This is a genomic window from Pantoea eucalypti, assembly GCF_009646115.1.
GTDB lineage: Bacteria > Pseudomonadota > Gammaproteobacteria > Enterobacterales > Enterobacteriaceae > Pantoea > Pantoea eucalypti.
Genome location: NZ_CP045720.1, coordinates 1,684,042 through 1,696,316, shown reverse-complemented (window position 1 = coordinate 1,696,316; position 12,275 = coordinate 1,684,042). Strand labels below are relative to the sequence as shown.

The following is a 12,275-nucleotide window of genomic DNA, read 5'->3' as shown; positions in this document are numbered from 1 at the left end:
TTGCTATGGATCGACTGTTATGACTTCGCGTTATTCTCGGTAATCGCCGTGCGCAACAGTTGCGGTTCGATGTTCTGAATCACGGCGGCTTTTGGCTGCTTTGCGACTTCTTCCAGTGCCTGCTGACACTCTACTGTCGGACGCGCCACTTTGCGCAGAGTCATCCTGTCGTAGCTCAGCTCGCCATTATCGACCACCAGCGGCATCACCCGCATTTTACGTGTTACATTCACATAATCGCCATTTAATCGGGTCAGTTTGCCCGGCTTCGCGATCACCCGCATCCACTGACGGCAATCCAGCATGCTGCCATCGGCATTAATGATCAGACTGGCTATCGCCTTGTCGCTGATCAGGCTGCTCTGTGGGCCGACGGTTTGCCAGGTCCCCTGCAGATCAGCAGGTGCCGGTGTCTGCACCGCATTTTCATAATCGTTGATTTGCGCACAACCACTCAATGCCAGCGCGGCAATCAGCATCCACTTTTTCATATTAAATCCCTAAGATCACGTCAATGGCGGCTACGTTATAATTTTTCCACCGCGTTACGCAAGATATCTGGATGTTAAGACGCCACACAGACGATGATTGCGGCAGAACGAAACCCGTAGTGAGGTCTGCATAAAGCATTTTAACCGGAAAATTGCTGGCGAAGCAGGTTCATCTCTTATCTTTGCCACGCCTGACAAGCAGGAGACAACCCGCTACACTGACGCGCTGCAACAGACTTTCAGGAATATGAATATGAAAACGCCAGAAGCTTACTATGCCCAGGCTCGCGAGATGTTTTTTACCGCGCATCCAGACTTTCAATCCGCACTTGACGAATTAACTGAAAGCGATGCCCGCGCCGCCAACCTGTCATTGAGCCAGCTGCGCGAATGGCATGCCGAACGTATCTATGCGGCCTTTTTGCGCCAGAAGAATCTGGATGGAATGATCTTCTCCATTCAGCTCGCTGAGCCAGATAAAGCGGTGGCGGCTGAAGCGATCAAGACTTATCTCAAATCTCACGCTGAATCATTGGGTATGAGCTGGGAAGAATTTTGCATTAAAAACGAATTGTAATACGCGCTGCAGAGAAGAGGCCTGCAAAGCACAACGCCTGCCAGCATAAAGTAGCGGAATAATGTATACCCGGTTAAAAGAGTAGTGACTTCTCTGCGGGATTCAGGTCGTCACTTTTCCTGAACGACCCCTGCGCCTGCACTGCCTCTGAAGATGTTGATGGATATCCATCTCCAGAGGCGAATTTTTCCTGCCCTACTCTCTCTCTTCCGTTGCTTTACCCTTCACTTCGACATAACTTGCCACAGCCAGCAGACGATTAATGTGCGTCAGCAGCAGATCAACATCCGATTGCAGAAACCCGGTCGACGATTGTGAAGCCGTAATGATGGCATCCTGCACCGTTTCTGAAATGGTCAGCGAGTTGTCCTGTTTCGCCTGCACCAGCAGCGCTGCAACCAGCAGGGACTGCGCTTCAAGCTGCGCCGTCAACTCTTTTGCATCGACATCCATCTTTGCCAGTTTTAGCAGAATATCTATTACCAGTTGTCGCATCGCGGACCTCCTGAAAAGTAAGCCGTCATTATGTCGTGATGCGTGCGCATTTTTCCAGTTGAAGATCGTGTTTAACGCGACATAAAAATTTACGCGAAATCACGCGTCACGCCTTGCTACTGTTTTTATTTACAGTATTATATGTCAGCGATTTTGCCCTGAATGGATTGCCATCATGTTTGTTGAGTTGATTTATGACAAGCGCAACGTTGCCGGTTTACCGGGTGCCCGCGAGATGATTCGTGAGGAGCTGGAAAAGCGGGTGCATCGGGTGTTTCCTGACATTGAAGTTAAGGTCAAGCCGATGGAACGTAACGCGATTGATACTGATTTGAGTAAGAACGATAAAGCGACGGTTGCGCGGATTGTTGAAGAGATGTTCGACGAAGCGGAGATGTGGCTGGTGGCCGATTAATCCTTTACCGGCCACCGCATCAGTTAGCGGGAGATGACTTAGCTCTCCTGCTCGCTGTGATTAATTTCAATCTCAATGTCCTGAATGGCGGCATCCAAATCTTCCAACAGCTTGCCCTGCTTATTCAGCAATGCATCGATTCGGTCGGCGTTCGTCTTATCTTTGTATTCACCGGCGTCAAACGCTAACCAATGGCTGGACAGCGTTTCGGTGTTGGTCTGCGCATAGTGGCGCATCTCTTTTAGCTGAGACGTCACATCACGCAGATAGTCAGTTTTGGTCTTGGTTTCTGTTGAATCGCTCATGCTAAATTTCCTTCTGGTCAGTTATCCAAAGTGGTTAGGCTTAGCGGTTCATCGACCGGCCAATCATCGGGCCTGCATTCAGGTACAAAATGTTGCCCCGAGATTTAAAACTAGTCGATAATAGCGAAGCCGCACTAAGAATAATCGGAAGTTACGGTGTCTGGCCCGGTTTTGCGGACGTCTGGTTGTCTTCAGAAACGACCTCTTTCACTCTACTCAGTGTTTTATCAGCGGTACGATCCGGTATCACATCAAGCTTATGTTGTAATGCTGTGACCTTATCCGTCAGCACCTCGACCCTTTCATCACGTCGTGCCGCTATTGCCCGGTAATCCGCCCTAATCTCCTCGACTCGTTTGTTTGCGGTATTACTGACATAAAGAAAAATAATCGTCATCAGGATGCAAATCATCGAACAACTGAGAAGAATGCAGCCGAGGATAACTTTACGCCTGTATGATATTGGAGCCCTGGTATTATCAATCATTGCCATTGCTGCGATCCTCCAGAGTTGAGATAAGCCGATCAACTTCATTACGAAATTTGTCGTTTTGATCGGTTTCGGTCATTGCTAGCAAAATCCCTACCGCATTCTTGATTAACCGAAGATCGGTTTCGAGTGTCGAGATTCGCCGCAAATTCCTGTCGTGCCGTTCGCGTAATTCATCGTTTTCCTCCCGTATCAGCAGGTTGCTCTCTTTCAGCAACACCACCTGCTCTTTGTAGCTGGTAATAATTTCGCCGCCCGCTCGGTTACTGGTTACGATTGACGCGATACCCGCCAATAACGGTTTCCAGAACAGTGCTGCTGCGCCTCCACCCAGAACTAACGCTCCCATACTGGTAATCAGACTACTTTCCATGCCATACCCCTTTTTCCGGTTAGGTCGCTGGAACATATTGCGTGCTGAAAAGCCACGTCCTCCGCTTGAAATTTAAGTTTACTTAAATACCATGCTTAAGTATACTTAAATCACTTTCAACCAATATGTCAAGCTTATGAAAAACGAAACGCTGGGTGACCGAATCCGCCTCCGACGGAAATCAATGCAATTAACGCAGAAGCAATTGGCACAACAGGTAAAAGTGTCCCATGTAGCGATTTCGCAATGGGAAAAAGAGGAGACGCTTCCGCGCGGTGAGAATCTGCTACGGCTCGCCGAAGCGCTGGGTTGTGCCCCGGCTTTTCTGATAGATGGGGATGGCCCTGTTTTCAGCGAAAGTGCTTATGGCGGTCTTCACCAGATTCCGCTGCTTAATCAGCGTGATGTGACACGATGGCTGACGGATGACAGTTCAGTCCGACACGAATTGCTGATGCACAACGATATGGCGCTTTCACAACAGAGCTTTGCCTTTCGTGTAGAAGAACAGGCAATGATGCCCGCGATTATGCGGGATGATGTGGTGATCATCGATCCGCAAGTTTCACCCCAGCCTGGCGATAGCGTGCTGGCATTACAGCAGCAGATTGCTCTGATCCGTACCTGGCGGCAACGTAGTAGTGAAGGTGGCGTTACGCAGTTTGAGCTGGCCCCCATTAACATCAACTTTCCTGAATTGCATTCCAGTCGGGAGAACCTGAAGCTAATTGGTACGGTGGTGGAACTGCGCCGCTACCGGCAGTCATAAAAAAACCCGCCAATGCGGGTTAATTTTTTATCGTACAACAGTGCACAGCGTCCGGGTCTGGTAACTACAGGGCGTCGGTGAGTTGATCCACGACCACATTGCCCTGCAGATCGGTCTGCATAATGCGGTAGTTCACTGGCCATGAGCGGCGGGTACTGAGTTTATCGAACAGTGTGACACCGCCTTTTTTAACGCCCTGACGGTTAACGATAATCCACTCGGTCACCTCTTCCTGACCACGATTTCTCAGGCTTAGCGAGCCTTGTTCAATTAACTGATCTTCTGCTTCAATCTTTAAATGGTCTCGTAACATATTTTCTATCTCCTGGTAACGGAGGCCACTATATGCTTTTCATTAATCATTTCAATCGAATTTATTTATCGATGTTTTTATCGACCTGGAATGTGACCTGTCGCAAGCGATATGGCAAGTTTGTCCATTTCTGCATCAGGAATTTCCCGTTAGCATTGAGCTGCTGTACACCAAAACATCGAAAGATAACATGTTCAGTATGAGAGAAACTCCGATTAGCCCGCTTCTGGCGGGCTTTTTTTTGCCTTTAATTCCATGCTAATGCGGGATCTCAGGGCTGGTCTAGACTTAAACGACTGGGACAACAGGAGTGAATTATGTTTAAGCACAATACGAATGAAGAACGTAAGAAAGAAGGTGATGTCAGCAAAGGCCTGCCCGAAGCAGCACCTAACGCGGGTAATGCGTATGAGGAAGATGATCATCCCGCCACCGATGCACCAAAAGACCATGGTGAAGTGCCGCGGAAAAATGATGACAGTCAGGATGATAAAAAAGATCCCTACAAAGCAACCTGAAGGGCGAGAGGCGCGCCCGGTGGGCGCGCTGGTCAGCATCAGGATTTAATAAAATCTGTCAGCTGATGCTGATGTGTAATCAGCCACTCAGGAAAATGTTCAGCGGTAATCGGCATTATTTCCATCCTTCTTGGGCGATTCCAGATATCAATGTTGTTCTCAACGCAGCGCCGGATATGATCCGGGTTATTGAATTCAGGACAGTTATGTTCGGTATGTGAAATCGACGCCATTTTTTCACTTATGCGTTCATCGCTCATCACCCATGAAAAATGCCATCCTCCATCCTTAATGACTTTCGTTCGCCAGCCGAGCCATTTCCAGCGCCACCAGCTGTCGCGTATGGGTGTTCCACGGCGCTTAACGTTGCGCAGTAATTCCGGTTGTCCCATGAAAAAGGTTCGTAATGTTTTAAACGTCACCATTTTTGCCAGTGTGGCACAACGCGGTGTACCGTCATTGTTCAATACACGTACATTATATTTAAAATTGAAATATTGCTGGTGCAATGTTGTACAGAGGTGACGCTGGCTAAAGGCTTTAATCGCTTCAGGTCGGGGAATTTCATCGACGTCTGACACAATAATAATATCATCATCCTGCGCGCCAGCCAGACCTTGCATAATCTGATTCCGTGCAGTGGATTCATTCTCCCAGGGATCGGTCTCGCCCGCCTTAACCAGAGAGCTATTCGACTGAAAGGCGTGCTGATAAAATACTGGCGCAATATCGTTGACGACATAAATAATTTTATCGCGAAAACGGTCGAATTTCTCAATGTCAAAATTAAGCTTGCATCGGCGTTTACCCGTAAAGGTATAAAGCGATTCAACTATGACAAACCGGTCAACAACATGCTCAAGCGTGTTCAGACGCATTTCAAGCAAAACATCTTCATCGTAGTATAAAAAACAGTCATAAATCATAGTCATCAGAGGCACTTAAGTAGAAAATTTTCATCAGGACAATGGTGTTAATGGCACTTAACAAACGTCTGCATACCTTTTTATAAGGCTGATTTATATGCGTCTGATAGATGCGGTATTTAACTGCGTTAAACTTTCCGTGTTTATTGTAAGCTGGCTAACAATGTAACAGTGGATTAAAATATTGTTGCAGCTAAAAGATATTCGATGCTTTATTTATCCGTCGGATGTTACATTTACTCAGCGGCGCTAGCAATATTAAGCGCAAATTTTTGATTGAAAATCAGCGGGACAAGTGAGTTCCCGATGTTATTTGTCGACAAAATAATGCTTATGATTTAACAGATGAAGAAGATCATTATTGCGCTGAGCCTGCCCCTGCTGGCGGTCATGGATAGTGAACGGGTTGGGCTGCGCCTTTATATAAAACCGCTTATTTTGACGGTCTTGCCTTACCGGAATGGCACAAGACCGGAGATTCAATCTGGAGCAGGATGATCCGCTGCTTACTGGTTAAAAGCGGTTTAACATGGTGCAGGATAATGAAACAGTAGCCTGGGTTGAAAGGGCAAAGTTAAGTCATCATCAAATCAGTGCGACGTTTTACTATGATTCAAAAGCACCGGCTATCACTACTTCAGGGTTGCGATAATCACGGGCATTTGCAGTAATAACTCAACTTACTTAGCTGGCTCGCAATCATAGTCACCCCGAATGCGGATCTGACTCTGACTGGAGCGGACGATTTCTGCCCTTAACAACCCTTTGCCATCGCGGTTCGTCTGCTCCATATCCACCATTCCCGTCGCTTTGCTATTTTTGACCCGGATTTTCACCGTTGCGTTGCTGTAGTCACCCTTCTCTCTGGCAAACGTCACTTTCTGGGTTTTTGCCCGTTCACCATTCACTGAGAACCAGCCTTTGCTGTCAGATTTGATGTAGAAAGGCCCGCATTGGGTAGCAGCTAAAGCTGTGGCTGAAAAGCTGGTTATCAATGTAGTGAGAATGAGTTTTTTTAGCATCAGATTGAATTCCGGGTGATAGGTGATCGTGCACAAAACCGTCGTTTATTTGAGAAACAGTCTCCCGTTCCAAGTTCTGGATACGGTATATTATAGCTACCGGAGGCTTGACTATCGTTGTCACATTGTCGATAACTTTGAACTACGAACTACGAACTACGAACCACGAACCACGAACCACGAACCACGAACCACGAACCACGAACCAGTTAAGGTTGACGCAGAGTGCTTGAACATAAAAGCTTTGTCTGATGTTCGCATCGCGAATTAATTCACTCTGAATTTTTGAAAACCATGATTAGCCACACTAACCAGCTATGAACGGCACCGTCAACGATTTTTGATGGCCAGTCAACATCGGTGCAATCACATTCATCAGTCCAATGACCTCATACTGTTATCAGCCATTATATGCAGTTGAACCAGACTATTGGGCTACCAAGAACGCGGCTCACAAGTCAATCCATCCGCATTGGATTCCATAAGATACACTTATGGCTTTTGTTAGACCGCGCTCTTCACTACAATATGCGCTAGCTTTTTAATGGGTACGGCCCTGATGCACTCTGTTTTAGAACGCAAGCGACCACTTTCACCAAGAGTGTGGCAATACTGGCAATAACTGCCATTAGAGTCAGTCCGGTAAGAAGTATGCCTTATGTCTCTCTGCCACCATGAGGATTTGCGAAATATGAAAAAAATGAATGGACTATCAATCGTTAGGTATAGTAAATGACTGAAAAAATGGAAGCCTATGAAAAAAAAGGGATAATAGCCTATTTGACTATTATCTTTGTAATTGGACTTTTCTTTGTTTTTAAAAACACCCCTTTAACGGGTCTGGATGAACGGTTTCATTTTTTTAGAGCCTATCAAATTTCTCAGGGTGAAATGCTTCCTAAAGAAATTGGCAACGAGAAAGGTGCATGGGGCGGATGTGTGAGCGACAAGGCATTACAGTATGTCTGGCCTTTCTTCGTGACACAGGATCAAAACAAGCCTGCAAGCAAGGCTGATGCAGCTAAAAGGGCGAAGGAGATTGATGCGTCCATCAATAATCATAATACCTGTTTCAACTTTGCCCCGTCAGCAACTTATTCACCTATTTTATATTTACCATCAGCAATTGGTATCGCAGTAACAAGATTAGCGGGAATGGGTATAGATAACCAGATGTATGCGGGTCGTCTTTTAAACTTATTTGTCTACATAGGCATGGTTTATCTGACTGTTGCGCTTATACCAGTTATGCGCTTTGCCACATTGTTTATTTTGACATTCCCTACGCTCATCAATCTTGCTTCATCATATAGTCCAGATCCTGTTACTAACCTGGTCACTGCTTTGTTTATTGCCTGTTGTTTGCGCATGGCTATATTAAAAGAAAGATTAATCTGGCAGACATTTGTTCTAGCGGGTCTGGTTGGCTTGCTTAAAATGACCAACATCGCCTATCTTCCTTTTCTGATGCTTATTCCGGCTGCTCTATTTAACAGTAAAATAAAATGGCTTTCTTTCGTAGCCGGCTCGATGATATTTGGGTGCCTGATAGCGGCTGCATGGAACATGCATTATTCATGGGTTCCCAGCCAGTTCTGGCATAGTGGTGGGGATGCTAAAGCAGCAATGGAGATGTTAATATCACAGCCGCATGCTGCTGTTGCATTCATACTGAAAAGCATCTGGATTCAGACACCTGACATGTTTAACCGCATGTTTGCTACCTTCGGCGGAGGCCCACAAGCCTTTACCTGGACAATTGGCGGTCCTTTCTGCCGTGGAGCTATGATCTTCATAATTATCTCAACTGTAATGAGCCTGCCTAAAAAGCAGCTCGATTTTGGTTGGTTACGGCTCTCATACCTCCCTGCTATGAGTCTGGGAAGTATCGTTTTGATATTTGCCGCTTTATGGATTGGTTTTTCACCTTTAAATATTGGTATTGTGGCCGGCGTTCAAGGGCGATATTTCATTATAAGCCTGCTAACATTTATGCTCTTCATTGTCCTGGCACTCGCTTCCAGCGAAAGAGTAATGAATTCCAGCCTGGCTCATTGCTTACGTGACAGGAAAATCCTGGCAATAACTGCGGTCTGTTATCTGGCATTGATCAGTTACGTAAGTTATCTAAGTGTTATAAAATATCTCCCTTTATATCTTTAGGTTTTACAGCACCCAGCCCGCTAACGCGGGCTTTTTAATTTTCCCAAAAACATCTCGATTTATAATACAATGATTTTATTTGAGAACACCAATATATATTAACTTCATGAATGATAATCCATATCTTACAAATGCTGTAAGCAAAACTGGTCTGTTTTCTAAGCATATAAGGGCATACAAAATCGCTATCCTTTATCAGCAGCAAAATGGGTGATATTGCTCCCCATAAGTATTCTACTAATGTAACATTATCATAAAACTCAATCGCCTCAGACATCTAATCGTTTAGACTTACATATTCATCATTCTGCTTTGAGAATGTCATTTTAATGTGCGTAGAGGCATATTTTCACAGATCCAAACTACAATTCACAAACTGACGTGATGAAAATTTCGAGATGTGTTGAGATATTTTGCTATAAGCGTGCTGTCTCTATACAACTGGCTTTCACGGTTCACGCACAGACACTACCATGTGTCGTCACTTTCTCCAGCACGATCAACCCCGCCCATGCTCTCTTTGACTAACGTCTCGCTGTCAAATGTAATAATCCCTAAGTTGAATATTTCCCACTGCGGGTGAATGCCTAAATTGTAAGCAACAACTTAGCCATTGTTAGCCGCCAGGGAGCGGACTAGTAGTACAAATGATTGCGGTGTCTCAACCAGCATCATTTTGGCTGGATGAGGCATTAGAATGCTGTTCAGTGTGAGTCATTGCTCAACATAGTCAATAACTGGTAACGGGAATCTCCTGTCAGATCATCCCTTCATAGTGAACTGCTGATACGTCTACGCTTCCCCTGCTTGCGGTGATAAGTTACGGAACATCATTGTATTGGTTTTATCTACTTCTTAGGCTCACTCAGGCGTAGATACCAGTTTATACGCTCCTGATCTATTACAAACGGCAATACGTTCTTCATCTGGTTTGTTCATGATGACGCATAGAAACACTTCCTCGATTCAATAATCGTATGGCTAAAATTCTCCTCTTTTGAAAACTGTATGGATAAACAGAAATCAATCGGTAGTAGCAAATTAGGTGAACAGTTCACAGACTTCTAAAGTGGTTAAGTGGCAAGGGATTTCAATCATGCGTGGTCGGGGGAGTGACTAATCTTAAGTGACCTACCCCATAGCCTGTTAAAACAGGCGCTGTTCATTCATTGCGCGACCGTCGGGAATTTTTGTAGGTGTCCATATATATCTAATGATAAGATTAAATTAATTTAAATTTTGAACTAATGGAATGTGAAATCATGGCTGAAATTAAACATAGAGGCTTTTTTTTGGACTAATAATCGTACTTTCCATGCTTATCATTTCGTCAGCTATAAAATACAGGGATGTTAGCAATAATGAGGGAATTGAAAATATCGAAGAATCCTATCACTCATTACTTATCGCAAAGTCGTTAAATGAAGGAATTATAACTGAACACCACCTTTTGCCTGTGGTCACTCAGGGTGGACAGGTAAATAAAAATATACCGTGGGGCGCAGCCGTCCGTGACAGTTCAGGTTCATACATATATACAAGTTTTCCTTCACTTGGTTTTCTGGCTCCAGCCGCTTTTATAAAAACTTTTGGCTTAAATTACACACTAATGAGTCTTTTATCCTTAAATTTGATAATTTTGACATCATCTGTTTTGATATTTTTCTTCGCCTTATTGATGATATTCAAACCACAAAATAATATTCAAATCCTTTTGATAGCATTATCGTGCTCTCCATTTGTTTTATCAAGAGAGTCTTTGGCCTCTACGGGTTTACTATACTGGCATCAATCGCTTAGCCAACTATTCATTGCTGCATTCATTTTTTCAACCTGCAAAACCATTAAAACCAAAAAAAATGTATGGACTGTATTATCCGGTCTTTCCATATATTTACTGTGTATGACTGAGTGGACTGGTTACGTTATTGGCTGTTTATCAGCAATCTATTTTTTGGTAAATCGACAAAGAAGAAATATCAATTTAGCTTTTAGCTTACTATTATCAGTGTTGACTTCGGCTGTAACATTTGCTTTTCAGCTTTATATAACCCTTGATTTAGGTGAGTTTTTTACAGCTTCCATTTCGCGCTTCTTAGTTCGGAGTGGTGGCGATGCAGATTTTAAAGCATTGTTTTTAGGATACCATCAGTCATACGGACTATTTTTGTTTGCTATACCTGTGTTCCCTATTTTAAATCTCTCCAAAAAAGTAGAGTACAATTACCTATCCAGCCTGATAATTATTCTCATGGCCTTTTCTTTAGTTGAAAAGATAATCCTTGCACAACATGCAACGAGTTATACTTTTGATCGCTTAAAGCTTTCATTCATGATTTCAATAATGATGTGTCAGATCTTTTTGGTCACAAAAGGAAAATACGTTCTAGCACCAGTAATATTTGTTATCTGTTCTTGCCTTGTATCATTTGTAACATATAGAGCTGACACTGGTCAGTTTCGAAACTGGAAGGATATACAAAAAGCAAACATCGTCATAGCTAACAAAGTGACTGGTGTAAAAGATTATGAGTGTGTATCGATTTACAATAGCACCCGAGTCAGGGCTTATCTTAATTTCATCATGGGACGGTCTATATGGGAACGATTACCTTCAGATATTGAAAAAAATGCGAATGACAAATGCCCGCTCATTGTAATAAACGGAGACATACCATTCGAAGATCTTCAGAGAATAACTTCTATAGAAATTTATAACAATGGAAGCTTAGAGAAACAAATAAATTAATCGACAATATGGAGAGATACGAGTTGGGAATGAACTCTTGTACAGTGGCACAGAAAATGCTTGTGATTAGTGGCACGCTGGATATGCGCGCTGGCGTGGGAGGATGTTGATCTTGAAGCCAAAAAGCTGACAGTCAGCCGTAACCTGACACCGCAGGGTTTATTCACTCCACCTAAGACGGAAGCCGGAAACCGTGTCATATGCCTGATGGATGCAGCTGTCGATATTCTGCGCGATCAAAGGGAACTGACCCGAATGTATCCTCAGACCTCATTCACCTTTCATACCAGGGAGTATGGCGAGCGAATTGAGGAACAGAAGACATTCGTGTTCAATCCCAGCGTTAACGCAGTCAACGGCAGGTCGGGAGCCTATTACTCAACAGAGTCTCTCGGGCAGATATGGACCGGCGCACTAAGGCGTGCAGGCCTGCGGCACCGGAAAGCCTATCAGTCACGTCATACGTTTGCGTGCTGGGAGCTTTCAGCAGGCGCAAACCCGAACTACGTTGCATCGCAAATGGGTCACTCCGATGCGCAGATGGTGTACCGGGTTTATGGCGCCTGGATGTCAGAACACAATACCGACCAGCTATCACTCATCAACGCAAAAATGAGCGATCTTGTGCTACATACGTGCTCCACTAAAGTGACAGTATGATAAACCTTA

General features: G+C 44.5%; 16 protein-coding genes. 8 read left to right on the top strand and 8 right to left on the bottom strand.

Annotation, left to right across the window (positions count from 1 at the left end):
- Positions 1-17: 17 nt before the first annotated feature.
- On the bottom strand, positions 18-491 hold the full coding sequence (yedD, locus tag EE896_RS07815) for a lipoprotein YedD (RefSeq protein WP_140915405.1): 474 nt from the start codon (positions 489-491) through the stop codon (positions 18-20).
- Between the two features lie 253 nt (positions 492-744).
- On the opposite strand from yedD, the gene EE896_RS07810 reads away from it, so the two are divergent.
- A complete protein-coding gene (locus EE896_RS07810) occupies positions 745-1,068 on the top strand; it encodes a DUF6388 family protein (RefSeq protein WP_140915406.1) in 324 nt (107 codons plus the stop codon).
- A gap of 195 nt (positions 1,069-1,263) precedes the next feature.
- Here EE896_RS07810 and iraP read toward each other — a convergent pair whose 3' ends face one another.
- Positions 1,264-1,563, bottom strand: a complete 300-nt coding sequence (iraP, locus tag EE896_RS07805) for an anti-adapter protein IraP (protein ID WP_003854510.1) — start codon at positions 1,561-1,563, stop codon at positions 1,264-1,266.
- Positions 1,564-1,738: 175 nt separating this feature from the next.
- Here iraP and EE896_RS07800 point away from each other — a divergent pair, with 175 nt between their 5' ends.
- The gene (locus tag EE896_RS07800; protein WP_003854508.1) at positions 1,739-1,978 is read left to right on the top strand and encodes a DinI-like family protein; all 240 of its coding nucleotides are present in this window, start codon (positions 1,739-1,741) and stop codon (positions 1,976-1,978) included.
- A 38-nt stretch (positions 1,979-2,016) separates the two neighbouring features.
- Here the strand turns inward: EE896_RS07800 and EE896_RS07795 are convergent, their stop codons facing one another.
- The 3 genes from EE896_RS07795 to EE896_RS07785 form a co-directional block, all read right to left on the bottom strand.
- Positions 2,017-2,283: a hypothetical protein gene (locus tag EE896_RS07795; protein ID WP_003854505.1), complete on the bottom strand. Its 267-nt coding sequence runs from the start codon at positions 2,281-2,283 to the stop codon at positions 2,017-2,019.
- Positions 2,284-2,434: 151 nt separating this feature from the next.
- A complete protein-coding gene (locus tag EE896_RS07790; RefSeq protein WP_033763175.1) occupies positions 2,435-2,776 on the bottom strand; it encodes a hypothetical protein in 342 nt (113 codons plus the stop codon).
- On the bottom strand, positions 2,763-3,146 hold the full coding sequence (locus tag EE896_RS07785; RefSeq protein WP_008926860.1) for a hypothetical protein: 384 nt from the start codon (positions 3,144-3,146) through the stop codon (positions 2,763-2,765). The genes EE896_RS07790 and EE896_RS07785 overlap by 14 nt, the downstream gene beginning before the upstream one ends.
- A 136-nt stretch (positions 3,147-3,282) precedes the next feature.
- Between EE896_RS07785 and EE896_RS07780 the strand changes: the two genes are divergently transcribed.
- Complete coding sequence (locus EE896_RS07780; RefSeq protein ID WP_140915407.1) at positions 3,283-3,915, top strand: helix-turn-helix domain-containing protein; 633 nt, start codon at positions 3,283-3,285, stop codon at positions 3,913-3,915.
- 64 nt (positions 3,916-3,979) lie between these two features.
- Here the strand turns inward: EE896_RS07780 and EE896_RS07775 are convergent, their stop codons facing one another.
- Positions 3,980-4,228 (bottom strand): hypothetical protein, encoded by a 249-nt coding sequence (locus EE896_RS07775; RefSeq protein WP_003854495.1) that lies wholly within the window; start codon positions 4,226-4,228, stop codon positions 3,980-3,982.
- A gap of 317 nt (positions 4,229-4,545) precedes the next feature.
- Here EE896_RS07775 and EE896_RS07770 point away from each other — a divergent pair, with 317 nt between their 5' ends.
- Positions 4,546-4,746, top strand: coding sequence for a hypothetical protein (locus tag EE896_RS07770; protein WP_003854493.1), 201 nt, complete (start codon positions 4,546-4,548; stop codon positions 4,744-4,746).
- 38 nt (positions 4,747-4,784) lie between these two features.
- Here the strand turns inward: EE896_RS07770 and EE896_RS07765 are convergent, their stop codons facing one another.
- Positions 4,785-5,672 (bottom strand): glycosyltransferase family 17 protein, encoded by an 888-nt coding sequence (locus EE896_RS07765; protein ID WP_140915408.1) that lies wholly within the window; start codon positions 5,670-5,672, stop codon positions 4,785-4,787.
- Between the two features lie 345 nt (positions 5,673-6,017).
- On the opposite strand from EE896_RS07765, the gene EE896_RS22565 reads away from it, so the two are divergent.
- Positions 6,018-6,170, top strand: a complete 153-nt coding sequence (locus EE896_RS22565; protein ID WP_238329305.1) for a hypothetical protein — start codon at positions 6,018-6,020, stop codon at positions 6,168-6,170.
- Between the two features lie 182 nt (positions 6,171-6,352).
- Here the strand turns inward: EE896_RS22565 and EE896_RS07750 are convergent, their stop codons facing one another.
- A complete protein-coding gene (locus EE896_RS07750) occupies positions 6,353-6,694 on the bottom strand; it encodes a hypothetical protein (RefSeq protein ID WP_140033299.1) in 342 nt (113 codons plus the stop codon).
- Positions 6,695-7,426: 732 nt separating this feature from the next.
- Between EE896_RS07750 and EE896_RS07745 the strand changes: the two genes are divergently transcribed.
- The 3 genes from EE896_RS07745 to EE896_RS07735 all read left to right on the top strand — a co-directional run bounded on the left by EE896_RS07745 (position 7,427) and on the right by EE896_RS07735 (position 12,266).
- The gene (locus EE896_RS07745) at positions 7,427-8,857 is read left to right on the top strand and encodes a DUF2142 domain-containing protein (protein ID WP_140033298.1); all 1,431 of its coding nucleotides are present in this window, start codon (positions 7,427-7,429) and stop codon (positions 8,855-8,857) included.
- A 1,315-nt stretch (positions 8,858-10,172) separates the two neighbouring features.
- Positions 10,173-11,606 (top strand): hypothetical protein, encoded by a 1,434-nt coding sequence (locus EE896_RS07740; protein ID WP_153574558.1) that lies wholly within the window; start codon positions 10,173-10,175, stop codon positions 11,604-11,606.
- A 69-nt stretch (positions 11,607-11,675) separates the two neighbouring features.
- Positions 11,676-12,266, top strand: coding sequence for a site-specific integrase (locus EE896_RS07735; protein ID WP_238343233.1), 591 nt, complete (start codon positions 11,676-11,678; stop codon positions 12,264-12,266).
- Positions 12,267-12,275 lie beyond the last annotated feature (9 nt).